The sequence below is a fragment of the Cryobacterium sp. AP27 genome (assembly GCF_056680495.1).
In genome coordinates, this window is sequence record NZ_CM155285.1 from 3,181,405 (window position 1) to 3,207,600 (window position 26,196).

At 65.4% G+C, this 26,196-nt stretch carries 19 protein-coding genes; 6 read left to right on the plus strand and 13 right to left on the minus strand.

Going from position 1 to position 26,196, the window contains the following annotated elements; all coding sequences use genetic code 11:
* Positions 1 to 3 precede the first annotated feature (3 nt).
* From AC1MB9_RS15130 to AC1MB9_RS15145, 4 genes are read right to left on the minus strand one after another with little or no spacing between them, the layout of a single operon-like run.
* Positions 4 to 438, minus strand: coding sequence for an ATP synthase subunit C (locus AC1MB9_RS15130; RefSeq protein ID WP_479962740.1), 435 nt, complete (start codon positions 436 to 438; stop codon positions 4 to 6).
* Positions 435 to 1,736 carry a V-type ATPase 116kDa subunit family protein gene (locus AC1MB9_RS15135; RefSeq protein ID WP_479962741.1) on the minus strand — a complete coding sequence of 434 codons (1,302 nt, stop codon included), beginning with the start codon at positions 1,734 to 1,736 and terminating at the stop codon, positions 435 to 437. Before AC1MB9_RS15135 ends, AC1MB9_RS15130 begins: the two co-directional genes overlap by 4 nt.
* A complete protein-coding gene (locus AC1MB9_RS15140) occupies positions 1,723 to 2,622 on the minus strand; it encodes a hypothetical protein (RefSeq protein WP_479962742.1) in 900 nt (299 codons plus the stop codon). The genes AC1MB9_RS15135 and AC1MB9_RS15140 overlap by 14 nt, the downstream gene beginning before the upstream one ends.
* 23 nt (positions 2,623 to 2,645) lie before the next feature.
* Entirely contained in the window at positions 2,646 to 3,077 is a 432-nt protein-coding gene (locus AC1MB9_RS15145; protein WP_479962743.1) for a hypothetical protein, read from the minus strand.
* A gap of 151 nt (positions 3,078 to 3,228) precedes the next feature.
* Here AC1MB9_RS15145 and AC1MB9_RS15150 point away from each other — a divergent pair, with 151 nt between their 5' ends.
* Positions 3,229 to 3,753, plus strand: coding sequence for a hypothetical protein (locus AC1MB9_RS15150; protein ID WP_479962744.1), 525 nt, complete (start codon positions 3,229 to 3,231; stop codon positions 3,751 to 3,753).
* Between the two features lie 142 nt (positions 3,754 to 3,895).
* On the opposite strand, the gene AC1MB9_RS15155 is transcribed toward AC1MB9_RS15150, so the two are convergent.
* The 3 genes from AC1MB9_RS15155 to AC1MB9_RS15165 all read right to left on the minus strand — a co-directional run bounded on the left by AC1MB9_RS15155 (position 3,896) and on the right by AC1MB9_RS15165 (position 12,739).
* Positions 3,896 to 4,696, minus strand: coding sequence for an isocitrate lyase/PEP mutase family protein (locus tag AC1MB9_RS15155; RefSeq protein WP_479962745.1), 801 nt, complete (start codon positions 4,694 to 4,696; stop codon positions 3,896 to 3,898).
* Between the two features lie 109 nt (positions 4,697 to 4,805).
* A complete protein-coding gene (locus AC1MB9_RS15160) occupies positions 4,806 to 6,125 on the minus strand; it encodes an MFS transporter (RefSeq protein WP_479962746.1) in 1,320 nt (439 codons plus the stop codon).
* Between the two features lie 125 nt (positions 6,126 to 6,250).
* Complete coding sequence (locus AC1MB9_RS15165) at positions 6,251 to 12,739, minus strand: DUF4082 domain-containing protein (protein ID WP_479962747.1); 6,489 nt, start codon at positions 12,737 to 12,739, stop codon at positions 6,251 to 6,253.
* Positions 12,740 to 12,953: 214 nt separating this feature from the next.
* Here AC1MB9_RS15165 and dnaK point away from each other — a divergent pair, with 214 nt between their 5' ends.
* From dnaK to AC1MB9_RS15190, 5 genes are all read left to right on the plus strand, one after another.
* Entirely contained in the window at positions 12,954 to 14,828 is a 1,875-nt protein-coding gene (dnaK, locus tag AC1MB9_RS15170) for a molecular chaperone DnaK (RefSeq protein WP_479962748.1), read from the plus strand.
* Between the two features lie 8 nt (positions 14,829 to 14,836).
* Positions 14,837 to 15,490: a nucleotide exchange factor GrpE gene (locus AC1MB9_RS15175; protein ID WP_479962749.1), complete on the plus strand. Its 654-nt coding sequence runs from the start codon at positions 14,837 to 14,839 to the stop codon at positions 15,488 to 15,490.
* Positions 15,483 to 16,493 carry a DnaJ C-terminal domain-containing protein gene (locus AC1MB9_RS15180; protein WP_479962750.1) on the plus strand — a complete coding sequence of 337 codons (1,011 nt, stop codon included), beginning with the start codon at positions 15,483 to 15,485 and terminating at the stop codon, positions 16,491 to 16,493. The genes AC1MB9_RS15175 and AC1MB9_RS15180 overlap by 8 nt, the downstream gene beginning before the upstream one ends.
* 2 nt (positions 16,494 to 16,495) lie before the next feature.
* A complete protein-coding gene (locus AC1MB9_RS15185) occupies positions 16,496 to 16,912 on the plus strand; it encodes a heat shock protein transcriptional repressor HspR (RefSeq protein WP_479962751.1) in 417 nt (138 codons plus the stop codon).
* An 87-nt stretch (positions 16,913 to 16,999) separates the two neighbouring features.
* The gene (locus tag AC1MB9_RS15190) at positions 17,000 to 18,166 is read left to right on the plus strand and encodes a class I SAM-dependent methyltransferase (protein WP_479962752.1); all 1,167 of its coding nucleotides are present in this window, start codon (positions 17,000 to 17,002) and stop codon (positions 18,164 to 18,166) included.
* Between the two features lie 29 nt (positions 18,167 to 18,195).
* Here the strand turns inward: AC1MB9_RS15190 and AC1MB9_RS15195 are convergent, their stop codons facing one another.
* The 6 genes from AC1MB9_RS15195 to AC1MB9_RS15220 form a co-directional block, all read right to left on the minus strand.
* On the minus strand, positions 18,196 to 19,740 hold the full coding sequence (locus AC1MB9_RS15195; RefSeq protein ID WP_479962753.1) for an APC family permease: 1,545 nt from the start codon (positions 19,738 to 19,740) through the stop codon (positions 18,196 to 18,198).
* Between the two features lie 21 nt (positions 19,741 to 19,761).
* The gene (locus AC1MB9_RS15200; protein ID WP_479962754.1) at positions 19,762 to 20,673 is read right to left on the minus strand and encodes a universal stress protein; all 912 of its coding nucleotides are present in this window, start codon (positions 20,671 to 20,673) and stop codon (positions 19,762 to 19,764) included.
* Between the two features lie 37 nt (positions 20,674 to 20,710).
* Positions 20,711 to 22,672 carry a primary-amine oxidase gene (locus AC1MB9_RS15205; protein ID WP_479962755.1) on the minus strand — a complete coding sequence of 654 codons (1,962 nt, stop codon included), beginning with the start codon at positions 22,670 to 22,672 and terminating at the stop codon, positions 20,711 to 20,713.
* Positions 22,673 to 22,789: 117 nt separating this feature from the next.
* Positions 22,790 to 23,362, minus strand: coding sequence for a histidine phosphatase family protein (locus AC1MB9_RS15210; protein ID WP_479962756.1), 573 nt, complete (start codon positions 23,360 to 23,362; stop codon positions 22,790 to 22,792).
* 215 nt (positions 23,363 to 23,577) lie between these two features.
* A complete protein-coding gene (locus AC1MB9_RS15215; RefSeq protein ID WP_479962757.1) occupies positions 23,578 to 24,288 on the minus strand; it encodes an ABC transporter ATP-binding protein in 711 nt (236 codons plus the stop codon).
* Complete coding sequence (locus tag AC1MB9_RS15220; protein WP_479962758.1) at positions 24,285 to 26,195, minus strand: branched-chain amino acid ABC transporter ATP-binding protein/permease; 1,911 nt, start codon at positions 26,193 to 26,195, stop codon at positions 24,285 to 24,287. Before AC1MB9_RS15220 ends, AC1MB9_RS15215 begins: the two co-directional genes overlap by 4 nt.
* Position 26,196: the final 1 nt, after the last annotated feature.

The following is a 26,196-nucleotide window of genomic DNA, read 5'->3' on the forward strand; positions in this document are numbered from 1 at the left end:
GTTTTAGGCTTTGCCGATGAGGATGATGGCGATAATCAGCCCGTAGATCGCGATTCCTTCCGCGAGCCCGACGACGACCATCGCCCGTCCGAAGATCTCTGGTCGTTCGCTCATCGCGGCAAGCGCCGCCGAGCCCGTGTAGGCGACGGCGAACGACGCGCCGATGGATGATCCGGCTACCGCTATGGCGGCAGCGATAAGGGCGGAACCGCCACTGCCCGTGGTGGTCGCGGCCGTTGCGGTCGCGGCTGTGACGGTCGCCGCGGTCGCAGGCGCAGCGGTAAGCGCGGCGGCGACGAGAGCGAGGGCGCCAGCCATGATGGCGGCATTGATCCCCACGAGAAGAGTGCGGCCTGACCTGCGCTTGCGTCTCATGAGTACGACCGCGCCGAGGGTCGCCAGAAGGAACGCAGGTATCGTGCCGAGCCAGATGTTCACGAGTGATGCCTTTCAGTTTCACGGATGCCGTCGGCGGACTCGTCGGCCGGAGTGGGCGACCAGGGACGAAACGCACGCCCCTCGGCCTGGAAGATGCGGGAAAAGAGCTCGTAGTATTCCAGTCGGAGGGCCTGGATCCCCGCCACGAGGGCCTCGAGCCCGAACGTGAGTGCGTTGCCGACGAGGAACAGGAGGACGGCCGCTGCGGCCCGCCAGTCCGGGCCCCACAGTGCTGTTGTGCCGGCCCAAACGACCGTTAGGAGCGCCGCGTGGGTGAGGCCGAAGGCGGCCAGTCTCGCGAACGAGACCACATTGGATCCGAGCCGGATCACCGTGTCAATGACCTCGATGACGGCTTGAATCACCCCGGTCCCGCCGCCTCCGGCGTCAACGAAGTACCCCACAAAGATGAACCCGAGTGCCGCCAACGCGAATACGACCGCGACAACCACGAGCGCGCCCTGGTCGGCGATGAGTCCCCATGCGAGCAGCCCGACGGCCACAAACAGCACGGAGCCGGCTATGCCGGAACTGGCATATAGTGCGTAACCCCACCCCGCCTCCCTGATCCGGTTTATGGTGCCGAGGGCGTAGGCGCCGGCCAACAGTACGGCGCCAAACACCAGGGCCGTCACCAGCAGCGGAACCGGGTCGGCCATGGGGTCGAGCCACAGAACGGGAATCACTCCCGTCGGCCCGAAGGCTTCTCCGTAGAGGGCACCGAAGAGCATCGATGTCAGCCCGGCACCGGTCACGAACAGCCATGTCTTGCGCAGTTTCGCCAACCGGACGATCTTTCCGCTGCGGAGCACGAGCCCGGCGACGACCAGGATGGCACCGTGTCCGAGATCACCGAACATCATCCCGAACATGACGATATAGGCCAGTCCGGCCAGCCGCGACGGATCGACATCGGCGTAGGGCACCGTCCCGTAGGTATCGACGAGGGTGCGCGATACGTGCCCGGAACCGGTGCCGGTGAGCAACGTGGGCGGCTGCAGGCCCCGCGGACGAGGCAACGGCACGACGGCGGCACCCAGCGGCGCAAGAGTCTCGGCCAGCGAGACGAGTTCTCTGGATGGGGCCCAACCCACCCAACCCACGGTGGGGCCGGAGACGATCGCCGCGTCCGAGGCTCGCACTAGTTCCTCCGGACCGGCCCCCGGCGGGTAGGGGAGGTCCAGCTCGACGGTGGCACAGTAGGAAACCGCCGCGAGTACGATGCTCCGACGCTCCTCGGGGGCGACGATGGCCACCCGCTTCATCTGCACCGGACTGAGAGACTCACGCCACGGCATCGAGCACCTCACTTGTTCCCGTTCCGGAGGCCGCAGCGGAAAGTGCGGCACGTACCCGCCAGGCATCCATCGCGAGCACAGCGATGCCACCCAGCACGATGGTGGGACCGGGCATGGCGCCGCGCAGGAGGCGGAAGCCATCGGTCTCCACCGTCGCCCGCAGCCGGGCCTCGGACCTCCACAGATCTTTCGGGCCGTCCACATCTCGTAGTGCGTCCCGAGCCGCCCTGGGCAGGGCGGAGCGCAGCTCGTTGAGATTGGCGGCGCCCTCCCATGCTCGCCCGAGAAGGGGACGTACGGCGTCACGGAACCGTCCCGAGGGCACGGATTCGTCGACCAGCAGCAGCCGCGCCGCCAGCACACCGCTCGCGGCCTCCGCCCACGGCCGGGCGGCTCCCGCGACCGCAGCGAGCCGACCGAGCCAGACCACGGTCAAGATGTCCCGGCGAGGTGTGGCATCGTCGGATCCGGCGTCTCCCCATCGGGAGGTTCGTAGGGCCTCGTCAAGCTCAGCAGTCGATTGCGCTTCCCGCAATCGAGGCCACGCCGTCGCCAGGGCGCCCAGATCGAAGAACTCAGGCGAGGTCGGGCTGCCGTCGAAACTGTGGGCGAGGCTCACGATATTGTCGCGTTCGTAACCACCCGCGGCTGCCCGCATCAGCCGCGTTCCCGTGCCCGGGATCCACCCCGCGAGGACCCTCAGCTGCCACAGCACCGTCGAGCGGATGCCGCGTTCCGCACCGGCACGGTCCGCGCACCCGACCAGGCGTTCGCCGTAAGTTGTGTGCTCAAGCAGGGCTAGACCTTCCCGGAGGCTGTGCTGCGCCGCGATGCGCTGGATTCCACCGATGCCGACCCGGCGCTGGGCCATGGACCTGGCTCGCACGGAGGCCGCCACCCAATCGGCCTTCACTGCGAGGCCAACTGTTCCGCCAGCATCGTGTCCAGAACGCGCCGCACGGTGGTCGGCAATCGGGTGCCCGCCGCGGACTTCAGGGCGGCGGCTTCGGTGTCGGCCGCAGCGAGCAGACCGGCATCCGCGTCCGCGGCGCCCTGCAATACGCGTGCCGACGCACGCGACTCCTCGGCGCCCCTATTCAGTTTCGCCTGGGCCACGATCGCGTCCGCTCGTTCGCGCGCCTGGGAGACCGCTCGGTCGGCCTCGGCCGTGGCCTCCTGGACGAGGGTGTGGCACGCGGCGATGTCAGCGGCGAGGGCAGCAAAGACTGGGGCGATCTCGGTTGCCGGGTCGAGATCGTCTGACGCTGGGACGCCGGCCGGGGCCGCAGCTCCCGGCGCGCCGACCGGGCGGAACCGGTCCAGAAAATTCTGTCCTGCCATTCGTCTCCTCGAGGTCGACGGTGCCCTGCTCTTGGAGTGTAGACCCAGCGCGCCGCAGCAAAAGGGCGTGGCGCGGTGTGCACCACACCGGATCCTTTATTCTGCTCGTCCAGTTAATACGCAGGCAATGTTCACCCGGTAAAATCAACTCATGACCGCCACTCCCACGCCCCGATTCGTTGAGGCGCTCGTCGCGGCCGAAGCGACCCAGCAGTACCCGGAACGCATGAAACGTTTCGGGCGCCTCGTGGGGTCGTGGGCTGTCAGGGGCACGCGGCTGAACGAGGCAACCGGCGAGTGGTCAGAACGCACGTTCGTGTGGCAGATGGAATTCATTCTCGATGGCCGTGCGGTGCAGGACATCGAAATCGAGACTCGTTCGTCGCAGCCGGCCGGCAGCGAGACGGTCGCCACCGCCATCCGCGTGTACGACCCTCTCGCCGGCGCGTGGCGCGTGAGCTACTTCTCGCCCGTGACAGGCGAGTACTGCCATCTCGTGGCCACACCCTATCGCTACGGAATCCGCCAGGACGGGACCCGCACCGACGGCAAGCCGATCCGATGGAACTTCACGTCCATCACCGCAACGTCGTACAAGTGGGAGGGCTGGGTCTCCTCCGACGAGGGCGTGACCTGGCTGCTCATCGAGCACAACGAGGCCACCCGCATCCACTGACCACCGCACGAGCGTGTGGCGGCCACGGCCCGCTCATGTGGAAGAGCAGGCCGCGGCGAACGGAATCCCACGCGGAGGGACATCGGCTCACCGTCGAGCTCGACGCCTGGCCTCGCGTCTACCTGTGCGGCAGATCTGCGGGCTACAGCGCAAACGTGAAGCCCAGATCGGCGGGGTAGTCGCCGAGCGCGGTGAGTTCTGCGGCCGTGCGCTGCAGCGCCGCAAGGCTCAGTCCGAGCGTTCCGGGGCCGAAGCTCACGCGGGAAATTCCTAGTTCGGCCAGGCGGGCCAGCGGGACCAGACCGGGCGCTCCGATGACGGAGATGCGGCCGTTGACCTGCTCCAGCGCGCGTTGCACCTTGTCTTCGTCGGTGAGGCCGAGGAAGAAGATTACGTCGGCGCCGGCGCGGAGGTAGGCATTGGCGCGGGCGACCGCGTCGTCCCAGTCCCCGCCGCCGGCCAGGGTGTCCACGCGTGCGTTGATCACCAGGGGGATCCCGCTCTGGTCGGCACCGGCGCGGGCTGCCGCGACCCGGGATGATGCGGTCGCGATGTCGAATTGTGGGGCCTTCGGCGCGCCAATCGAGTCTTCGATGTTGATGCCCACGATGCCGGACTCCTCGATGAGGCGGCGCACGTTGCGGGTAACGCCCGCCGCGCTATCGGAGTAGCCCTTCTCGAAGTCCGCGGAGACGGGCAGATCGACCGCATGGGCGACGATGCCTGCCGCGAGGATGGCCTCATCAACGGACAGACCCTCACCGTCCTGCAGCCCGCGAGCGTTGGAGATGGAGTGGCTCGCCGTGGCGAGAGCCCTGACGCCGGGTGCGTCAGAGACGATCTTGGCCGTGATGGCGTCCCACACGTTGGTCACGATGAGAGGCTCACCGGGCACATGCAGGGTGTTCAGGAGTTCGGCTTTCTGAAGCTGTGTGAGTGTCATCCCTCCAGCTTGCCCGGCGGGGCCGACGACTACGGCATCGGTTCAGTCAACACTCAGGATACCACCGGTCGGTACTCAGCTTTGCGGATGACCCCAACGCCGCGTCAACTTACCTGATCTGCTCCTGGTGGGCCTTCACCGGTATCAGCAGCAGCAGGCCCAGCAGAAGAACGAGCATGATTCCGAGGATTCCCCAGTATGTTTCACCGAAGATAGTTACCGTGAGCGCGAATGCGAGCGGGGCCAGAAAGCTCACCGCGCGGCCCGTGGTGGCGTAGAGGCCGAACACCTCGCCCTCCCGTCCCGGGGGGATGAGCCGGGCGAGGAATGTGCGGCTCGCTGACTGCGCGGGACCCACGAACAGCGTCAGGGCGAGACCGGCCGTCCAGAACACGATCTGTCCGCCGTCGTGGAGGAAAAACACGACGAGACCGCTGACGAGCAGGCCCACGAGCGCGGTGACGATCACCGGTTTCGCGCCGAGCCGGTCGTCGAGGGCGCCTACGCTCATGGTGGCCACGCCGGCAACCACATTCGCGGCAATGGCGAAGATGATTACTTCGCCGGCCGAAAACCCGAAGACGGATGCCGCCAGCACGCCCCCGAAGGTGAAGACGCCCGCGAGCCCGTCGCGAAAAACCGCGCTGGCCAACAGAAAGTAGACCGTGGGCCTGCTCGTCTTCCACAGTCGGGCGATGTCGCGGCCGAGTACGGCATAGGAACGGAAGAAGCCAACCCGCTCGCGGCGGACCGCCGTCGGCGCACGGTATTCCGGCACGCGTAGGAGAACCGGAAGTGCGAACAGCCCGAACCAGACAGCGGAGATGAGCATCGACACGCGCACTGCCAAACCGTTCTCACTGGTCACTCCGAAGAGACCGATCTCGGGTTGAATGAAGCCGAAGTACACGATCAGGAGCAGCACAATGCCACCGAGATAGCCCATTCCCCAGCCGAAGCCGCTGACCTTGCCGATGGTACGTGGCGTTGACACCTGGGCAAGCATGGCGTTGTAGTTGACGCCGGCGAACTCGAAGAACACGTTGCCGGCCGCCACGAGAAACAGGCCCAGCAGAAGGAAACTCGGACTGGCTTGGACGAAAAACATGCCGGCGGTGAGCGCCACGACCACGAAGGTATTGGCTCCGAGCCAGAACTTGCGTCGACCCGACGTGTCGGAACGCTGCCCGGTAATCGGAGCCAGAACGGCGATCAGAAAACCGGCGATCGCGAGTGCCCAGCCGAGCTGCGCCGAGATCACGTCCTTGTCGCCGAAGGAGGAGCCCGTGATGTAGACGGTGAACACGAAGGTGGTGACGACCGCATTGAACGCCGCGGACCCCCAATCCCAAAATGCCCACGCCACGACGTGGCCGCGCGCGGGTTGCGGAGGTACTTCTCGGTCGGCACTGACAGCAGGCTCGGTCATGCGATCAGGCTACTGGGTGGGGCGCTCGCCAGCCCCATAGTTCCGCGCCGACTTCAGCCGTTGCCTCCTCGGTGTTGAACCGTTCCGCCGCGGCGTGCGCGCAGCAGGCCGAGCGGCGGAGCGGTCTAGGGGCCGTTCGTGAAGACGACGTCGACCCAGTAGTTGGTGTTGTTGTAGCTGGAGGAGGGGTATGCCGTCGCCCCGTAGCGGTAGACGCCGTTTCCGCCGTCGGTGCCGTTGGCGAGTCCGTGCAGGGGGGCGTTGTTGGTGGCGGCACTGAAGTAGTTGGACGTGGCGGAGTAGCGTCCGTTGGGTGCCTGGTAGGAGACGACGTAGGTGGTGTTGGCGGTGATGTTGATGGGGGTGGAGAGGGTGGCTTGTTGCCATCCGGATGCGGTTTCTCCGGTGAAGGTCACTGAGGCGAGGAGTGCGCCGGTTGAGGACCAGAGGTGTCCGGTGTGGGTGCCGGTGTTTTGGCTTCCCTTGTAGAAGCGGATGCCGGTGACGGTGCCGGCGACGTCGGAGCGGAATTTCATTCCGAGTTCCACGGCTGATGTGTCGCTGTCGGTGATGATCGTGGGAAGAGCGCTGGGGCTGAAGACGCTGCAGGGGCACGCGCCGGCCGCGGCGGTGGTGAACGTCCAGGTTTTGGGCGTGGCCATGGTTTGGCCGGTGGAGTTGGTGGCTCCGCTGACCGTGGCGGTGTAACTCGTGCTGTTGGTCAGGGCGCTAGCCGGCGTGAAGGTGGCCGTGTTGGTTGTGCTGTTGTAGCCCGTCGATCCGGTGACCGTGGCGCCCGCGGTGGTTTGCAGCGTGAAGGCGATCGAGGCCGGGGTGACGGGCTGATCGAAGGTGGCTGTCGGTGCGGTGTTGACGGCGACGTTGGTGGCGCCGGTGTTCGGGGTGGTCGCGGTGATGGTTGGGGCTGCCGGGGCCGCCGCGGTGGTGAAGGTCCAGGTCTTCGGTGCGGCCATGGTTTGGCCCGTCGCATTGGTCGCGCCGCTGACCGTGGCGGTGTAACTCGTGCTGTTGGCCAAGGCGCTAGTCGGCGTGAAGGTCACCATGTTGCCGGAGGGCTCGTAGCTGGTCGATCCGGCCACGGTAGTAGCGGCGGCGTCTGTGAGGGTGAAGGTGATCGAGGCCGGGGTGACGGCCTGGTCGAACGTTGCCGACGGCGCTGTCGTCACGGTGACGTTGCTGGTGCCGGTCGTCGGCGTGGTCGCGGTGATCGTGGGGGCCGCGGGCGCCGGAATTGTGCTGAAGGTCCAGGTCTTCGGTGCGGTCATTGTTTGGCCGGTGGTGTTGGTGGCGCCGGTGACCGTGGCGGTGTAGCTCGTTCCTTGGGCGAGGGGTGAGATGGGGGTGAAGGTGGCAGTGTTGTTGGTGCTGTTGTAACCGGTGGTTCCGGTGACGGTGCTGTTAGCTGAATCTTTCAGCGTGAAGGTGATCGAGGCCGGGGTGACGGGCTGGTCGAATGTTGCCGAGGGTGCGACGTTGACGGGAACGTTGGCGGCGCCGGCGACGGGTGTGGTCGCGGTGACGAGGGGGGCGGTGCTGGCGTTCGTGAAGACGACGTCGACCCAGTAGTTGGTGTTGTTGTAGCTGGAGGAGGGGTATGCCGTCGCCCCGTAGCGGTAGACGCCGTTTCCGCCGTCGGTGCCGTTGGCGAGTCCGTGCAGGGGGGCGTTGTTGGTGGCGGCACTGAAGTAGTTGGACGTGGCGGAGTAGCGTCCGTTGGGTGCCTGGTAGGAGACGACGTAGGTGGTGTTGGCGGTGATGTTGATGGGGGTGGAGAGGGTGGCTTGTTGCCATCCGGATGCGGTTTCTCCGGTGAAGGTCACTGAGGCGAGGAGTGCGCCGGTTGAGGACCAGAGGTGTCCGGTGTGGGTGCCGGTGTTTTGGCTTCCCTTGTAGAAGCGGATGCCGGTGACGGTGCCGGCGACGTCGGAGCGGAATTTCATTCCGAGTTCCACGGCTGATGTGTCGCTGTCGGTGATGATCGTGGGAAGAGCGCTGGGGCTGAAGACGCTGCAGGGGCACGCGCCGGCCGCGGCGGTGGTGAACGTCCAGGTTTTGGGCGTGGCCATGGTTTGGCCGGTGGAGTTGGTGGCTCCGCTGACCGTGGCGGTGTAACTCGTGCTGTTGGTCAGGGCGCTAGCCGGCGTGAAGGTGGCCGTGTTGGTTGTGCTGTTGTAGCCCGTCGATCCGGTGACCGTGGCGCCCGCGGTGGTTTGCAGCGTGAAGGCGATCGAGGCCGGGGTGACGGGCTGATCGAAGGTGGCTGTCGGTGCGGTGTTGACGGCGACGTTGGTGGCGCCGGTGTTCGGGGTGGTCGCGGTGATGGTTGGGGCTGCCGGGGCCGCCGCGGTGGTGAAGGTCCAGGTCTTCGGTGCGGCCATGGTTTGGCCCGTCGCATTGGTCGCGCCGCTGACCGTGGCGGTGTAACTCGTTGCGTAGTTGAGCGTGGTCGCCGGCGTGAAGGTGGCGGTGTTGGTCGTGCTGTTATAGCCCGTCGATCCGGTGACCGTGGCGCCCGCGGTGGTTTGCAGGGTGAAGGTGATCGAGGCCGGGGTGACGGCCTGGTCGAACGTTGCCGACGGCGCTGTCGTCACGGTGACGTTGCTGGTGCCGGTCGTCGGGGTGGTCGCGGTGATGGTGGGGGCTGCTGGTGGGGGAACGGTGGTGAAGGTCCAGGTCTTCGGTGCGGCCATGGTTTGGCCGGTCGCATTGGTGGCGCCGCTGACCGTGGCGGTGTAGCTCGTGCTGTTGGCCAAGGCGCTAGTCGGCGTGAAGGTCACCATGTTGCCGGAGGGCTCGTAGCTGGTCGATCCGGCCACGGTAGTAGCGGCGGCGTCTGTGAGCGTGAAGATGATCGAGGCCGGGGTGACGGGCTGGTCGAATGTTGCCGAGGGTGCGACGTTGACGGGAACGTTGGCGGCGCCGGCGACGGGTGTGGTCGCGGTGACGAGGGGGGCGGTGCTGGCGTTCGTGAAGACGACGTCGACCCAGTAGTTGGTGTTGTTGTAGCTGGAGGAGGGGTATGCCGTCGCCCCGTAGCGGTAGACGCCGTTTCCGCCGTCGGTGCCGTTGGCGAGTCCGTGCAGGGGGGCGTTGTTGGTGGCGGCACTGAAGTAGTTGGACGTGGCGGAGTAGCGTCCGTTGGGTGCCTGGTAGGAGACGACGTAGGTGGTGTTGGCGGTGATGTTGATGGGGGTGGAGAGGGTGGCTTGTTGCCATCCGGATGCGGTTTCTCCGGTGAAGGTCACTGAGGCGAGGAGTGCGCCGGTTGAGGACCAGAGGTGTCCGGTGTGGGTGCCGGTGTTTTGGCTTCCCTTGTAGAAGCGGATGCCGGTGACGGTGCCGGCGACGTCGGAGCGGAATTTCATTCCGAGTTCCACGGCTGATGTGTCGCTGTCGGTGATGATCGTGGGAAGAGCGCTGGGGCTGAAGACGCTGCAGGGGCACGCGCCGGCCGCGGCGGTGGTGAACGTCCAGGTTTTGGGCGTGGCCATGGTTTGGCCGGTGGAGTTGGTGGCTCCGCTGACCGTGGCGGTGTAACTCGTGCTGTTGGTCAGGGCGCTAGCCGGCGTGAAGGTGGCCGTGTTGGTTGTGCTGTTGTAGCCCGTCGATCCGGTGACCGTGGCGCCCGCGGTGGTTTGCAGCGTGAAGGCGATCGAGGCCGGGGTGACGGGCTGATCGAACGTTGCCGACGGGGCGGCGCCGATTGGCACGCTGACCGTGCTGGCCGCCGGGCTGGTCAACGTGACCGCGGGCTCCGTCGGAGTGCCGGCGGTCGTAAACGTCCAGGACATCGGTGCGGCCATGGTTTGGTCGGATGAATTCGTGGCGCCGCTGACCGTGGCCGTGTACGCGGTGCTGTACGCCAGGGTGCTGGCCGGGGTGAACGTGGACCTGTTGTTGGTGGCGTCGTATCCGGTCGTTCCGGTTACGGCGACCCCGACCCCATCCGTGAGGGTGAATGTGACCGACGAGGGGGTCACCGGCTGGTCGAAGGTCGCCGTTGGCGTGGTACTCACGAGCGCCCCCGTGGCCCCGGCGGCAGGGGTCGTCGAGGTGATCGTGGGGACGGTGGCGGTGCCGGCCGAGTAGATCACGTCCACCCAGTAATTCTCCGCGTTGAAGCTGTTTGACGGGAAGGAACTCGTGCCGGAGTAGGAGTACAGGCCGTTGCCCTGTGTCGGCGTGTTTCGGGGCGCATGCAGCGGGGCGCTGTCAAGCGAGGCGTTCCCGGCCGGCATCGGGGACGGGTGCGGGTACATGTATCCCGAGGCCTGGGAATAGTGTCCCTGGGGCGCGAAGTACGATACGACGTAATTCGTGTTTGCCGCGATGGCCACGGGAGTGGAGAAGGTGACCGATTGCCAGCCGGTCGCGGTCTCATTCGAGAAATTCGCCGTCGCCAGACGCTGGCCGGTGGAGGACCACAGGCTCCCTGAATGCGTTCCCTTATTGTTAGTGGCCTTGTAGAATCGCACGCCGGTAACGTTCCCGGGCATGTCCGACGTGAACCTCAGCCCGAGTTCCACGCTGCTCGTATCACCGGCATCCGCAACATCCGGGATCACATTCGGCCCGAAGATCGAGCAGGGGCAGTTGATGCTGACCGTGGCGCCCGCGCCGGGTGTCTCCAGATTGCCGCTATCGTCGACGGCCCGGGTCCTAACGTTTGCGCTGGGGCTGCCATGAGCAATCCAGGTGAACGTCCAGTTGCTCTTTCCGGTGGCCGGTCGCCACGTCGCGCCCGCGTCGGTGGAGATTTCGACGCCCGCGACGACCCCGCCCATATCGGACGCCGTACCGGCGACGGTGACGTTCACGCCGTCGGTGAGGGTCTGGCCGTCCAAGCCGGACGTGATCACGGACGAGGGAGCTGTCGTGTCTGCGGACTTTGTGGCGGCCACCAGGGTTGGCATCAGGGTCGCCGGCTGGGCCCCCATGTCCGCGAACAGGTTCACGGTGGCCTGCTGCATGTTGCGGTCGGGTGCCCCGCGGCTCGGATAGCTGTCGAGTCCGTACGACCACTGGATCGTGCCGGCGCCGAAGACGAGGGCGCCGCTCGGGGCCCGATACATCGTGAGGTTATGAGTGACCGTTGCCGGCGACACGCTTGTGCCGTAGTCGGTGAAAACCTCCGACGCAGCGACCGTGGTTGATGACAGGCGGAAGGAACCCGCGGGCCGAAATCCGTTGTCCGAATCCACGTCCCATTCGTAGCCCAGGGTGTTCAGGCCGGAGCCGAGGGTGAGGGATTGGTTTCCGGTCAGCGCCGCCGCGGCGGTGTTCCGCCACAGCCGCATCGAAGCGTATTCGGCAGGGACCTTGATGTCGGCGGATCCGGCATTAACCAGAAAGAACTGACCGGTGAGTGCATTCTCAGGGTTTCCGCCGCCGCCGGACGTGCCGTAGCGCGGGTCGCGCCAGGTACCTGTCCACTCCACGGGATCAGTGGGAGCATTGAAATGCGTGTCCTTGTAGCAGACGATTGTGCGACCGGGCGTGGACGTGCCGTCGGAGCTGGCGGCCCAGCGCGTCTTCCAGAAAATTTCGTTTCCGCTGAAGAAGGCAAGGTTCACCCCGGCATCCCGCGCGGCTTCGACATTGGCGCGCTGCGAAGCATCCCAATACTCGTCGTGGCCGGTGGACAGGAAGACCTTGTGGTTGAGCAGGAGCGGACCGCTGGTGGAGGTATCGAGCCCGGATTGGTAGGTGACGTCGTAGCCGTTGGCCTCCATGAATCGGATCATCGGGACTTCCGCATCCATCAGCCAGTTGGGTCCCTGCGCAGCTGGCGTGAACGGTCGATTGTAGGAGACTGCGAATGCCGCCTTGTAGGCCTGAGGGGAACCGGGGGGACAGGCGACGGTGCACTGGTAGAGGCTGTTACCGCCGTAGTTGTTGTAGGCCTGCCATGTGGTGTCCGAGGTTTGAAAGACGATGCTGCTCGTGCTCGCGTCATCGCGCACGACGAAGGGAATCAGACTGCTGCCACCCGTGTCATTGCGGATCAGATGCGCGATGTACACACCCGACACCGCGGTGGCCGGCACGTTCCAGAGCGCCGACTGGGCCCAGTTTCCGCAGTCGACAAGACCCGTGGCGGAGAAGGTGAGGCAGGCCGGCTGCGCCTGCGGCAGCGAGACCGTGGGAAGCAGCCCGACGGCGACCTTGCGGGCGCCGTTGCCCTGGTAGTACCCGAGTCGGAGGATGTCGACGCGGTAGGACGAGGCGGTGCTCTTGATCTTGAAGCGAACGGGGGAGCCTGCCGTGACGCTCATCGACGTCGCGAAGCCCTGGATGCTGGCGTCGCCGTTGCCGGCGACTTCCCAGTCGCTGCGGGGCGTTCCGGGCAGCGTATTCTCGCAGGCGACGGCGCTCGTGACCGGTGCCGCGCAGGGGTCCGTCGCGGCAATGGCGGCCCCAAGCGTGAGAACGCTCGCCCCGACGGTGACAGCTGACGCCAGGACGGCAGGGACTACCAACCACAGGGCAAGATTCCGGAGAAACGACCTGCGGGCCCGAGCCATGTCCTTCTCCACCTCTGCGAGCGCGACGGCCCGATCGACGTAACAACCGGAGTGGCGCTGTTCAGCCAAAACAATAGACCTTGATACCGTCCTTGCCCAGACTAGACAGCACGGTTATCGACCTCGGCGCGGCGGGTTCAATCGCCCCGCAAAGTTGAGTCACTCACACTCAACTCTCAGCAGGAGCATTTGACAACCTGATTTGGACACTGGAATACTTGAGCCAATGAGACTCAAGTCTTAGAAAGCTTGACTCCGAACACTCTGAAGGAGAACAATCCACATGGCACGTGCAGTAGGCATCGACCTCGGAACCACAAACTCTGTGGTGGCCGTACTTGAGGGTGGAGAACCCACCGTCATCGCCAACGCGGAAGGACTGCGCACCACCCCCTCGGTGGTCGCATTCACCAAGGACGGCGAAGTTCTGGTTGGCGAAACCGCCAAGCGTCAGAACGTCACCAACGTCGACCGCACCATCTCTTCCGTGAAGCGCCACATGGGCACCGACTGGTCCGTGGGCATCGACGACAAGAAGTACACGCCGCAGGAGATTTCCTCGCGCATCCTCGCCAAGCTCAAGCGCGACGCCGAGCAGTACCTCGGAGAAAAGGTCAGCGACGCCGTCGTCACCGTTCCCGCGTACTTCAACGACGCCGAGCGCCAGGCCACAAAGGAGGCCGGCGAAATCGCCGGACTCAACGTGCTTCGCATCATCAACGAGCCCACCGCGGCCGCACTCGCCTACGGCCTGGACAAGGGCAAGGAAGACGAGCTCATCCTGGTCTTCGACCTCGGAGGCGGAACGTTCGACGTGTCGCTGCTCGAAGTGGGCAAGGACGATGACTTCTCGACCATCCAGGTTCGCTCGACTTCCGGCGACAACCGCCTCGGCGGCGACGACTGGGACCAGCGCATCGTTGATCACCTGATCAAGAAGTTCAAGGAGACCACGGGCGTCGACGTCTCCACCGACAAGATCGCCAAGCAGCGCCTGAAGGAAGCCGCAGAGCAGGCGAAGAAGGAACTGTCGTCGAGCATGTCGACGAGCATCCAGCTTCCCTACCTCTCGCTGACCGAAAACGGCCCGGCCAACCTCGATGAGACGCTCACCCGCGCCCAGTTCGAGAAGATGACCGAGGACCTGCTCGACCGCACCAAGAAGCCCTTCCAGGACGTCATCCGCGAGGCCGGCGTCAAGGTCGCTGACATCGCACACGTTGTTCTCGTTGGTGGCTCCACCCGCATGCCCGCCGTGTACGAGCTCGTCAAGGCCGAGACCGGCGGCAAGGACCCGAACAAGGGCGTCAACCCGGACGAGGTTGTCGCCGTCGGCGCCGCGCTCCAGGCCGGTGTGCTGAAGGGTGAGCGCAAGGACGTTCTGCTCATCGACGTCACCCCCCTGAGCCTCGGCATCGAGACCAAGGGCGGCATCATGACGCGCCTGATCGAGCGCAACACGGCCATCCCGACCAAGCGCAGCGAGACCTTCACCACGGCCGACGACAACCAGCCGTCCGTCGCCATCCAGGTCTTCCAGGGCGAGCGCGAGTTCACCCGCGACAACAAGAACCTCGGCACGTTCGAGCTCACTGGAATCGCACCCGCACCCCGCGGGATCCCGCAGGTCGAGGTCACCTTCGATATCGACGCCAACGGAATCGTGCACGTGTCCGCCAAGGACAAGGGCACCGGAACCGAGCAGTCGATGACCATCACGGGTGGATCTTCGCTCCCGAAGGAAGACATCGATCGCATGGTTCGCGAAGGCGAAGAGCACGCCGAAGAAGACAAGCGTCGCCGTGCCGAGGCCGAGACCCGCAACACGGCCGAGCAGCTTGCCTACTCGACCGAGAAGCTAATCAAGGACAACGACGACAAGCTGCCCGAAGACGTCAAGTCCGAGGTTCAGACCGACGTTGACGCCCTCAAGTCGGCCCTGGCCGGCGATGACGAAGACGCCGTGAAGACCGCCTTCGAAAAGCTCAATGAGAGTCAGGGCAAGCTCGGCGAGGCCATCTACGCGGCCAGCCAGGCGGATGCGGCCGCGGGAGAAGGCGAGGCAGGTGCTGAAGACGCTCCGGCCGACGCCACCCAGGACGAAGACGTTGTCGACGCCGAGGTTGTCGACGATGACGAAGACGAGACCAAGAAGTAGAACGGGCTATGGCAGAGAAGAACAACCCCGACAAGAAGCGCCGGGACGACGAGTCTTCCGCTGAAGGGGCACCCACCCAGGGTGCCCCGGGGGCGGCCGACCCGACGTCTGGTGCAGCCGACGTGGCAGAGCCCGCAGAGTCGACCGCGCCGGCCGATGCTGCGGCCTCGGCCGAAGGCATCGAGGAAGACGAACTGACCGTGCAGGACATCCTCGACGCTGCAGAGCGCGAGGCTGCCGAACCGAGCAGCGAGCACCTCGCCGACCTCAAGCGGGTCACCGCCGAGTATGCGAACTACCGTCGACGCACCGAAGCCAACCGTGAGGTGGAAAAGGAGCGCGTCACCGGCGACATCGTGAAGCTGTTGATCCCGATTCTCGACGACCTGTACCGTGCCGAGAAGCACGGCGACCTGGAGGGTGACTCGGCGTTTGCCACGATTGCGGGCAAGCTGCGCGCCAGCGTCGAGCGTCTGGGATTGACCTCATTCGGAGCGGTCGGCGACCCCTTCGACCCCACCATGCACGAGGCGATTTTCCAGCAGCCGTCGGCGGACGTCGACACGGAAACCGTCGGCGACGTGGCGGAGACGGGTTACTACCTCGGCTCCACACTGTTGCGTGCGGCCAAGGTCGTCGTTCAGGTACCGAGCGATGGCTAGCCAGGACTGGTTCGACAAGGACTTCTACAAGGTTCTGGGTGTCTCGAAAGACGTCACCCCGGCCGAGTTGAAGAAGGCATATCGCAAGCTCGCTCGTAAGTTCCACCCGGACTCCAATCCGGGGAACTCCTCCGCCGAGGCGAAGTTCAAGGAACTGAGTGAGGCGCACTCCGTGCTGTCCGATCCTGAGCAGCGCAAGGAGTATGACGCCGTTCGGGCCATGGGCAGCGGGGCGCGGTTCGCCGCGCCCGGCGGCCGTGGCCAGTCCGGCGGCTTCGAAGATGCCTTTGGAGGCATGTTCGGTGGGGGTGGCGGCGGTGGCCGCCAGCAGAGCTACACCTTCGAGCAGGGCGGCTTCGACGACATCCTGGGCGGCATGTTTGGCCGCGGTGGCCAGGGTGGCGGCGGTTTCGGCAACCCGACGGGCGGATTTCGAGGCTCAGGAGCGCCGACGCGCGGTCATGACGTGGTGGCGACAACGACCATCGACTTCATCACGGCGACGCAGGGTGACCAGATCAGCCTGCAAATGCACGATGGCCGGCCGATCAAGGTCAAGATTCCGGCCGGGGTCGCCGACGGGCAGAAGATTCGCCTGCGCGGCAAAGGCCAGCCGAGCCCTGACGGTGGAGAGTCCGGTGACATCGTGCTCACCATCACCGTTCGTAAGCACCCCGTCTTCGAGCGTGAGGGCTTGAATCTGCGCGTGCATGTTCCCGTCACCTTCGTAGAGGCGACCCTCGGTGCCACCATCGAGGTACCCACCCTCGGCGGGACGCCGGTGAAACTGCGCGTGGCACCGGGAACGCCGAGCGGTCGCGTGCTGCGGGTCAAGGGCCGCGGTGTTGTGACGGCCAAGGGCACCGGCGATCTGCTCGCTGAGGTGCAGGTGGCAGTTCCATCGCACCTGTCCAAGGACGCCGAGGACAAGCTCAACGCCTTCGCCGAGTCGTTGCCCAAAGAAAACCCGCGCGATGAATTGATCGCTCGGGCCAAGGGCTAACGATGGACGAGAACACCCCGGTCTTCGTGATTTCCACGGCGGCGGAGCTTGCTGGTATGCACCCGCAGACTCTGCGCCAATACGATCGCCTGGGCCTCGTCTGTCCCGAGCGCACTGCCGGAAGGTCTCGACGCTATTCGACGCGAGACGTCGCCAAACTGCGGGAAATCGCGGAACTTGGCGTTCAGGGAGTGAGCTTGGAGGGCATCCGACGTATCCTCGAATTGGAGGATCACGTGCGTCGTCTCGAAACTCGCTTGCGAGATTTGGAATCGACGCTCGCCGATGAGCTTCTGAACCGACCGGGCCGCCGCGTTTTCGCGGCTGGCTCGGCCGGGGACGTCACCTCCATGAAGGCGGGCACGCGCACGAGGCGTGCCAACCAGGTCGTCATCTGGCGGCCGCGAGAGCACAGCTGAACCATTGCACTTTGAATCATCCATGAATACGCAGTTTTAGCTTTCTAGATCAGCGTCACCACGTAACCGCAGTTAGCAGGGGGAACGATGTCCGAATCGGGCACACGCAAGCAGACGCACTCCGCGTCACAGACCGATTTCGACTTCGATCGACTGAGCCGCCAACCAGATGTCGAAGCCGACAACCTCTTCGCGGTCGACGCGAGTGACCGGCTCATCCTCGACGAAGCGGCCGGGGCCCTCGCCGGAGCCGGCGCCGGCGACGTTGTCGTCCTCGAGGACCGCTACGGAGCACTCACCCTGGGCGCCGCTGCCCTGCACGGTTCTCGCAAGCTTCGCGTCTACCAGGACGCCCTGTCGGGAGAGCACGCCCTCGAGCGCAACGCCTCCACCTTCGGTTTGGACGACTGCTACCGCTCGCTGCCACTCGGCGAAGAGCTTCTGGCCGGCGCGCGCGTGGTGTTGCTGCAGATCCCCCGCAGCCTCGGCGAACTCGACGAGATCGCCGGCAACATTGCCCGGTACGCCGCTCCCGACGTACTCGTCTTCGCCGGCGGCCGCATCAAGCACATGTCGGTGAGCATGAATGAGGTGCTGCGCCGTCATTTCGGTGCCCTCAACGTGACGCCGGCACGTCAGAAGTCCCGGGTGCTGATTGCCACGTCGCCCATAGCCACGGGCGGGTCCGACTGGCCGCATTCCGAAACGCACGACGACCTCGGCCTCACGGTGAGTGCGCACGGCGCCGCCTTCGCCGGCACGAGCGTCGACGTTGGCACCCGTGCCCTGTTGGATGTGCTCGACCGGATGAAACCGGATGCCGAATCCGCAATCGACCTCGGCTGCGGCACCGGCGTGCTCGCCGCCGCCCTCGCCTTGCAGCGTCCGCGACTGCGCGTGATCGCAAGCGACCAGTCGGCCGCCGCCGTGGCATCCGCTCGTGCCACGATGGACGCCAACGCTCTGGCCGAACGCGTCACCGTGGTGCGCGACGACGCCCTGAGCAGCCGACCGGAAAACTCGGCCGAACTGATTCTGATCAACCCGCCGTTCCACATTGGGTCCTCGGTGCATGCAGGCATTGCGCTCAAGCTGTTTGCCGACGCCGCGCGGGTACTCAGCCCCGGCGGAGAACTGTGGGCGGTGTGGAACACGCACCTCGGCTATCGACCGGAGCTCACCCGCATCGTCGGCCCGACCCGTCAGGTCGGCCGCAACACCAAATTCACCGTGACGGTGTCGACCCGCCGTTAGCTCAATCCGGGCTCCGGAGGGCGCCTCCCTCAATCACGTGAGGTGCCCTTGGTGAGAGTCTTGCCCTGGAAGAACGACGGGTTCGCGCGGCGCTGCACTAGCATGAGCACGATGCCGGAGATGAACAGCACCATGGCGAGAATGAACACCAGGCCGAGGCCTCCGATGCTCGAGCCGCTGCCGTAGTCGGGGTTCGTGCTGTCGATCACGGTCGTCACGAAGATGACACTGAGGATGACTCCGCCGATCAGGGGTGCGAGGAACTTCAGGAAGAATGCCCGTGCGTTCGAGAACGCTTCAGCCCGGAAGTACCAGACGCACGCGAAAGCCGTCACGCCGTAGTAGAAGCAGATCATCATGCCGAGGGTCAGGATCGTGTCGGTGAGCACGTCTGTGCTGACCACGCGCAGCACCGCATAGAACACCCACGCCACAACCGCCGCGATGACGGTTGCGAAGCCGGGGGACTTGAACCGCGGGCTGATGCTCGCGAATCGCTTCGGGAAGGCCTTGTAATGGCCCATCGCAAGCATCGTGCGAGCCGGTCCCACGAACGTGGACTGCAGTGACGCGGCCGAACTGGACAACACTGCGAGCGAGAGCAAGATTGCGAACGGACCCATCACAGGGCCGGCGAGGGCCGCGAACACGTTGCCCTGGATGCCTTCGTTGCCGAGACCGAGCGCCCCGGTGCCGATGCCGGAGAACATCAGGGCGGTGACGGCCACGAGGACGTAGAGGGCGAAGATGATGCCCACGGAGAGGGTGGCGGCCCGCCCCGGCGTGGTTTCGGGGTTCTTGGTCTCCTCGTTCATGGTGAGCGTCACGTCCCAGCCCCAGAAGATAAAGATGGACAGCGAGACCCCGGCGGCGAAGGCCGAGAAGTTCGGAACGAGGAAGGGGTTGAACCAGCTGCCGCTGAACGCGAGCGGGTCGAACGCCGAGCCGTTGCCGTACTCGATCAGGGCGGCGCCGCTGAACCAGACGAGAACGATGAGCTGGAAAGCCACGAGGACGTACTGCACCGCCTTGGTCGTCTCCATGCCGCGGTAGGAGACGTAACAGGCCAGCGCCATGAAGACCAGACAGGTCACGATATTGATAAGCAGGTTGTTCGTGAGGTCGGCGATGGAGGGTGTGTTGAACACTTGCGCGAGGGCCAGGTAGAGAAAGTCGACGGCGATCCCGGCGAGGTTTGAGAGCACCACAACCGTTGCGACGATCAACCCCCAGCCCCCCATCCAGCCGATCCACGGGCCGAACGCCCTGGTCGCCCACGTGAAGGAGGTGCCGCTATCGGGCATCGCCGTGTTGAGTTCCCGGTAGCCGAGCGCCACGAGCAGCATCGGGACGAATCCCACAAGAAAGATGCCGGGCATCTGGGTACCGACGGCGGCGACTGTCGGGCCGAGGGAGGCCGTGAGCGTGTAAGCGGGCGCGACGCAGGAGATGCCGATGACGGTTGCGCCCAATAGGCCGACGGAACCGGCTTTGAGGCCCTTTGCCGAGAGACCACCGGCGGTCGGTTTTGCGGAAGCATCGGGCGTTACGCCCGGTGAGGGTGTGTGTGCCATGATCCGTATCCTTGTGTTCGGCTAAGCGCGGGTTGTGGGACTGTTTGGAACGACGATGAGGGGCACGGGCAGGGCGTGCAGCATACGGTGCGCGGTGATGCCCAGGAAGATTGTGCTTGGGCCAGCCAGGCGGCTGGATCCGACAAAGGCGATCTCGCCGGGACGCCACTCGAGGCCTTCGACCGCGGCCTCGACACTGGGGCCGGACGCGACCTCGGTCGCTACCGTGCCTTCGGCGCGGGAGCGCTTCTTGAAGTACTCGAGGACCTCGGTCAAGTGTGCGGTGCCGTCGGCCTTCGCCGCTTTGTCGGAGGAGAGATTCACGTTCTTCTCGTGGGCGGGCCGACCGCGCGCGGCATCCGCTTCGACGAGTGTCACGAAACGCAGGTCCACCGGGATGTCCTTCGAGAGCTCGAGCATGGAGTCGAGCAGCGCCTCCCAGCCTGGCCGTGTGCCGATGGCGCAGGTGATGCGGGTCACGGCGTCGGGGGCCCGGTATCCGCGGGGAGCGAGTGCGACCGGAACCGGGGATGCGTGCAGCAAAGAGTTCGCGACACTTCCGATCGTGAACCGGTTCAGGATTCCGCCGCGGGCGGCCCCCACGACGATGCGGTCTGTATTGAACTCCAGTGCCGCCGCGATCAGGCCCTCCGAAGTGGAGTGCGCCCATAGCACGTGGCTGGTGGCGACCAGGTCGCTCGGCACCAGGGCGACCGCCGCCGCGAGCCATGCGACGCCCTGTTCCTCGAGCAAGGCGTCGAAGTCGGAGGTGGACGCACCCACTTTCGCAGGCACGGCGGTGGACCTGTGCAGCACGAGGCAGAGCCTCAACTCCGCGTGAGTGAGACGGGCGAGCGCCACGCCGAGTTCGATTGCTTCAGCTCCACGGTCGGTTGGCTCGTAGGCCACGACGTAGTTCGCCACTCGTGTCATTCCGTTACCTCCTTATGCTGGTGCGGAGTCCTGATTCTTAGTGCTCATCTTCGCTGTGTTCGTGGCCCGGGGCACAGTGTGCGGAGGGGGTCGGCGCCACGTCGAGGGACGGGTTCCGGTCGAAGAAGCCGATCGGTTTGAGCCAGAACGACACCGTGTCACTGGGCATGACCGGCCAGTCCTCCGGCCGGGTGATGTGATGGATTCCGAAAACGTACCAGAGCACCAGGTCGGCGTTGCGCACCGATCGACCCGCTCTGATCCATTCGGACAACCCATGATCGACCGAACTCTGGTTCACGAACTCCCCACAGGGCCAGCGTTCCCCGCCGTCGCTCGGGGTCACCCACACGGTGTGCCCGATCACGGGCGCCCGCTGGTAGACAGGTGCCTCGGGGCCGAAGAACGAGGGGATCGCGCCACCGGGGACCAACTTGTACGACACCGGTGTGCCCAGGCCGTTGAGGGAACTCTCATTGGCGATCTTCCACGCTCGTTGCGTTTCCCAGGAGTAGTCGTCGAAGCCTTCCGCCTCCATCGGCGTGTTCACCTGGGTGAGCGCGAGACCGTGCGGGTTCTCGGGGCCGATCGGCTCCATCCGCGTTTCCGACCGGAACACTGTGTTTTCTTGTCCATCGATGTCCATATCGAGGCGGGCCACGATGAAGTGCTGGTGAAAGGGCGCATAGGTCCGGTTGTCCACGAGAGTTCCATGCGGGTGCGCCTGGCCTTCGTCCACATGCGTGACTACCATTATTCCGGTCGCGCGCACCTCACATTCGATATTGCCGTCCTGGTAGAACCGCCAGTAGACGAGGTACTCATAGTTGGCGACGGTGACGTGGAATGACACGACGAGCCGGCGCATCCGTCGCACTTCGGCGTGCCCGGCGTGGTCGACATGCTTCCAGAGAACGCCGGCGTCTTCCTCGTGCACGCAGAAGGCGTTGGGGATCTCGTAGGGTTCGCCTGCGCTGTTGTGCAGCACGGCATCAATGTAACGAATCTCGCCGAGGCAGTCGCAGCCGAGTTCGAGTGAGGTGGTCATGAACCCCAGCCCCCACTCGCCGATATCGAAGGCTGTGCGACGAAAATGGTCGACACTCGGGTCGCGGTAGGGGACCACCATCTCGGAGAACGACAGCCGATTCGCGATGGGGCGCACGCGACCGCCGTCGCGGTAACCCACCTCGTGCAGGGTCATGCCCTCCCGGTAATTGAAGCCCACCCGCATCGACCAGTTCTGCCATTGGATGCGGTGTCCGTCGACCGTGAAACCGGGGCCGTCGGGCTGCACGACGTCGAGCGCGGCCAGCGGCGGCCGGTCGAACCGGGCGCGGATGCGTTCCGGGATCAGGTGCGGCACGTACTCGCCCATGATCTCGGGCCGGTCCACGGTGAAGGAGTCCTCAATGCTCAGCAGTTCCATGCTGTTCACATCAATGACGAGATGCAGGCCGTTCACCGGTCCCGCGTAGGGATTTGCCCCGGGGGAGGCCTGCACCCAAATGTCGGCCCAGCCCAGGCGACGACCCCGGTATTCGTCAGGGATTACGGCGTCGCCATATGTCCACGTGTCGATGAAAACGAGGTTCAGGTCGGTGATACCGCGCGCGGTGAGGGCGGCGACGACGTCGGGGTGGTGCCGCAGCACGTCATCGGCTTCCTCCCACTCGTCGACGGTGAAGTTCGCCTGCATCCCCGGAACGTGAGTCCACTCCAGCAGGCGGTCTTCTGATAGCGACACGATGGATGTGTACGTGGCGTTCTCGGCCCGGTCCAGGACGACGAGTCGCGCCTGCCGGTCGGGGTGGGTGCCCGTTCGCCGGTACTCCTCGAGCGTGGTCCGCGCCGGCTCGACGAGTTCAATGGAGGCGAAGCGCCAGCCGGTGGCAACTCCGCGTTCACGAGCGAGGATTCCGGCGGCCGCCGTGAACTCAACGGCCGTGAGGGGATCAAGCGGGTGGGTGCGGCTGTCGGGCACCTGCGGGGTGGTCACGGGTTTCATCCTCTACTCTGAGCGACGTCACAACGGTGAAGCTGGGGTCAGTATGTCACCTGCAGAGGATGCAGCGCCAGCAAACGGTCAGTACCCGTGTTGAAAGGATCTCCGACACTACGCGGTGGCCGGTTCGCCGTTCAAGACGTGGAGGTTCCAGCCGGCCGGGTGATGGTGCACGACGTTGAGCGACGCGTTTCGGATGCTGCCGATCGGCCGTTCCAGGGCTCGCTCAAGGCTCAACCGGATGAGCGTGCCGTGGCTCACCACGACGATACGAGCGCCGGGGTGTTCGCGTGCGAGCTGCTGCAGGGCGTCGATCCCGCGCTCGGCGACGTCCGATTCGGTTTCGGCGCCGTGGAATCCGCCGGGAAAACGCAGCGCCTCGAGCTCCTCGCCGGCCTGCAGGCCCTCGGCCGGTCCGTAGTTGCGCTCGATCAGGCCCGGGATGCGGTGCCTCACCGTGAGGTCGAGGTCTGCGGCGATGAGGTCGGCGGTTTCGGCAGCCCGAGAGAGCGGGCTGGAGACCACGAAGTCCCACTCGAAGGCCGAGAGAGGCGTCGCGGCATCCGCTGCCTGGCCTCGCCCCACATCATTCAGGGGGATGTCCGTGGCGCCCTGGATGCGCAGGGCCGCGTTCCAGTCGGTTTGGCCGTGGCGGATGAGGGCGAAGGTGGTCGTGGCAGTCACTCCTCCATTGTGCCTCAGCCGGGGGATCCGCCTGGCGTGCCGCTAGTCTCGGGGGCTGAAGTCAGCGGGGAAGTTTCGGGTGGGTGCAGCGATCTGTGTCGGGGTATTGGCAGGCGCTGGGTTGGCCGGGTGCACTTGCGAGGGCAATCTGAAGATATTCGCCGAGAGGTAACGACTCAGGCGCAGGGAAGCCGCGCGGCACCCTGACGCATGAATCAGGCCGCGGTGCCTCCGCCGAGGTAGGCATCGCGCACCTCGGGCAGCTCAATCAGTTCGGCCGGTGTGCCGGACAGAGCAACGCGGCCGCGGTGCAGCACGGTCGCGCGGTGTGCGATCTTGAACGACGCACGCACGTTCTGCTCGACCAGCAGCACGGCGAGTTGCTTCTCGCTGCACAGGCGCGCGAGCACCTCCATGATCTCCGAGACAACCTTCGGTGCCAGCCCGATCGACGGCTCGTCGAGCATGATCGCCGTCGGATCGGCCATGAGGCCTCGACCGATGGCGACCATCTGCTGCTCGCCGCCCGAGAGCGTTCCGGCGTCCTGACTCATGCGGGACTTCAGCCGCGGGAACAGTTCAAGCACGGCGTCGACATCGCCTCGTCCCTTCTTCGTCCAGGCTCCGAGCATGAGGTTGTCCCGCACCGACAAGGTCGGAAAGCACAGCCGATTTTCCGGAACCAGGGTCAGTCCGAATCCGGCCATCTTCTCCGGCGGTTTGCCGGCGATCGCGCGGTCCTCCAGGATGACCGATCCGCTGGTGGGCTTGATCAGTCCACTGATTGCGCGCAGCAGGGTGGTCTTTCCCGCTCCGTTCGAACCGACGACCGCGAGAATCTCGCCGCGGGCCACCTCGATCGACACGTCGTGCAGTACCCCGAGCTGGCCGTAACCGGCGTGGAGCCCGGAAACAAAGAGTGTCATGCGTGTCCTTCCAAGTCCTTCAATTCGGCTTCGACCTCGTCGGCGTCGGTGCCGAGGTAGGCGGCGATGACCGCCGGGTCGTTGCGCACGATCTCGGGCTCGCCGTGTGCGATGAGCACGCCGTCGTCGAGCACCGCAACGTGGTCGGCCAGTGACATGACCTGTGCCACGTCGTGTTCGACGAGCAGAATGGTCAGTCCCGCATCGCGCAAACGACGCAGAAGCTCGGCCAGCACGTCGCGCTCTGCACCGGACAGACCCGCCATGGGTTCGTCGAGGAGCAGCAGTGCGGGCTCGGCTGCCAGGGCACGGCACACTTCCATCATGCGCTGGCGGCCGAACGGGAGCGACCCGGCGTCTTCCTGAGCGACATCGGTCAAATTCATCGACTGCAGGATGTCGTGCGCGACGCCCCGATGCGACCGTTGCTCGTGTGCCTGCAAACCTAGCATGCCGCGCAGGACTCCGGCCCGCCCCCGGCGGTACCGGCCCATGTACACGTTTCCGACGACGTCGGTCGAACTGAAGATCTGCAGGTTCTGGAACGTGCGGGTGAGTCCGTGGGTTGCCGCAACGTGCGGCTTGCGTCCGGAGATGGTTCGACCGAGAAATCTGACCGTGCCGGACGTGGGCGCCAGTGCACCGGAGATGATGTTGAAACAGGTCGTCTTTCCGGCGCCGTTGGGACCGATGAGCCCGAGGATCGTTCCGGCCGGAACCGTGAGATTCACCTCATCCAGAGCGACGACGCCGCCGTAGCGCATGGTGAGCCCGGAGATTTCCAGGATCGGCTCGCCAGCTGCCAGAGGGGCACTGACTCGGGGCAGCGCGACAACCGCAGTGTCATCGACTTCGGTCAGGCCGACCGCGGGTCTACCGGGCAGTTTGTGCCGGACCCACCGCCACAGCGCGGTCGTGGCTTGAACCAGCCCACCCGGAAGAAGCAGGATCACCAGAACGAGCACGATGCCGTAGCCGAGCAGCTGTACCTCACCGGTGGCGCCCGGAATGAGCGCCGGGATGAGCTCGCTCATGCCTTCACCGAGGAATTCGATCAGGAAGGCCCCGGCCAGCGCGCCCCAGACAGAGCCGAGACCACCGATCACGACCATGAGCAGGAACTCGACCGAGACACCGAAGCCGGCGATCTGCGGGCTCACGATTGCAACCTGATAGGCGTAGAAGACTCCGCCGAGACCGGCGAACCCGGCGGAGAGCACCAGTACTTTCAACCGCAGTGCATAGGTGCTCACCCCGAGGCTTTCGGCAGCGAGTTCGGAATCGTTGACCGCCGACAGCGCACGCCCGGCGCGGCTGTGGGTCAGATTGAGCGCCAGGATGAGACCGAGCACGACGAACGGCGTCACGAACCAGAAGAACAGACCATTGTTGTCAATCGCGATCCCGAACACCTCCGGCCTTGCGATGCCGAAGATGCCGGTGGTGCGTCCCGTGAAATCCCATTCCCGGGCCGTGATCATGACGATGAAGCCGAGGCCGAGAGTTGCAAGTGCGAGATAGTGGCCGCGCAGTCGCATGAGAGGCAGGCCGACCAGCAGCGCGACGAACATCGCAGCGAGAACGCCGGCAGTGGCCGCGACCGGCCCGGACGCATCGAACTTGGTCAGCAGAATGGCGTGCGTATAGGCGCCGATCCCGAAGAATGCGGCCTGGCCCAGACTCACCTGCCCGGCCAAACCCATGAGCAGGCTCAACCCGATGGCGGGCAAGGCGAAGATCATCGCGAACACGGCCACGTTCATCATCGAGGCGCTGGCGGTGAACGGGATGATGATCGCCACAACGATGAGAATGGAGCACCCGATGAGGGTGCCGCGATTGGTCGCCCAGAATCGCTTTCGGGGGGTGAGGTTGCCGACGAACGTTGGAGCTGTGGAGTCTGTCATT

What these genes read in the sequence shown, in the direction of transcription:
- AC1MB9_RS15190 (WP_479962752.1), top strand. Translation starts at nt 17,000, where the DNA reads ATGTCCGAATCGGGCACACGCAAGCAGACGCACTCCGCGTCACAGACC.
- AC1MB9_RS15180 (WP_479962750.1), top strand. Translation starts at nt 15,483, where the DNA reads ATGGCTAGCCAGGACTGGTTCGACAAGGACTTCTACAAGGTTCTGGGT.
- AC1MB9_RS15185 (WP_479962751.1), top strand. Translation starts at nt 16,496, where the DNA reads ATGGACGAGAACACCCCGGTCTTCGTGATTTCCACGGCGGCGGAGCTT.
- AC1MB9_RS15135 (WP_479962741.1), bottom strand. Translation starts at nt 1,736, where the DNA reads ATGCCGTGGCGTGAGTCTCTCAGTCCGGTGCAGATGAAGCGGGTGGCC.
- AC1MB9_RS15150 (WP_479962744.1), top strand. Translation starts at nt 3,229, where the DNA reads ATGACCGCCACTCCCACGCCCCGATTCGTTGAGGCGCTCGTCGCGGCC.
- AC1MB9_RS15200 (WP_479962754.1), bottom strand. Translation starts at nt 20,673, where the DNA reads ATGACACGAGTGGCGAACTACGTCGTGGCCTACGAGCCAACCGACCGT.
- AC1MB9_RS15155 (WP_479962745.1), bottom strand. Translation starts at nt 4,696, where the DNA reads ATGACACTCACACAGCTTCAGAAAGCCGAACTCCTGAACACCCTGCAT.
- dnaK (WP_479962748.1), top strand. Translation starts at nt 12,954, where the DNA reads ATGGCACGTGCAGTAGGCATCGACCTCGGAACCACAAACTCTGTGGTG.
- AC1MB9_RS15175 (WP_479962749.1), top strand. Translation starts at nt 14,837, where the DNA reads ATGGCAGAGAAGAACAACCCCGACAAGAAGCGCCGGGACGACGAGTCT.
- AC1MB9_RS15195 (WP_479962753.1), bottom strand. Translation starts at nt 19,740, where the DNA reads ATGGCACACACACCCTCACCGGGCGTAACGCCCGATGCTTCCGCAAAA.
- AC1MB9_RS15215 (WP_479962757.1), bottom strand. Translation starts at nt 24,288, where the DNA reads ATGACACTCTTTGTTTCCGGGCTCCACGCCGGTTACGGCCAGCTCGGG.
- AC1MB9_RS15160 (WP_479962746.1), bottom strand. Translation starts at nt 6,125, where the DNA reads ATGACCGAGCCTGCTGTCAGTGCCGACCGAGAAGTACCTCCGCAACCC.
- AC1MB9_RS15220 (WP_479962758.1), bottom strand. Translation starts at nt 26,195, where the DNA reads ATGACAGACTCCACAGCTCCAACGTTCGTCGGCAACCTCACCCCCCGA.
- AC1MB9_RS15145 (WP_479962743.1), bottom strand. Translation starts at nt 3,077, where the DNA reads ATGGCAGGACAGAATTTTCTGGACCGGTTCCGCCCGGTCGGCGCGCCG.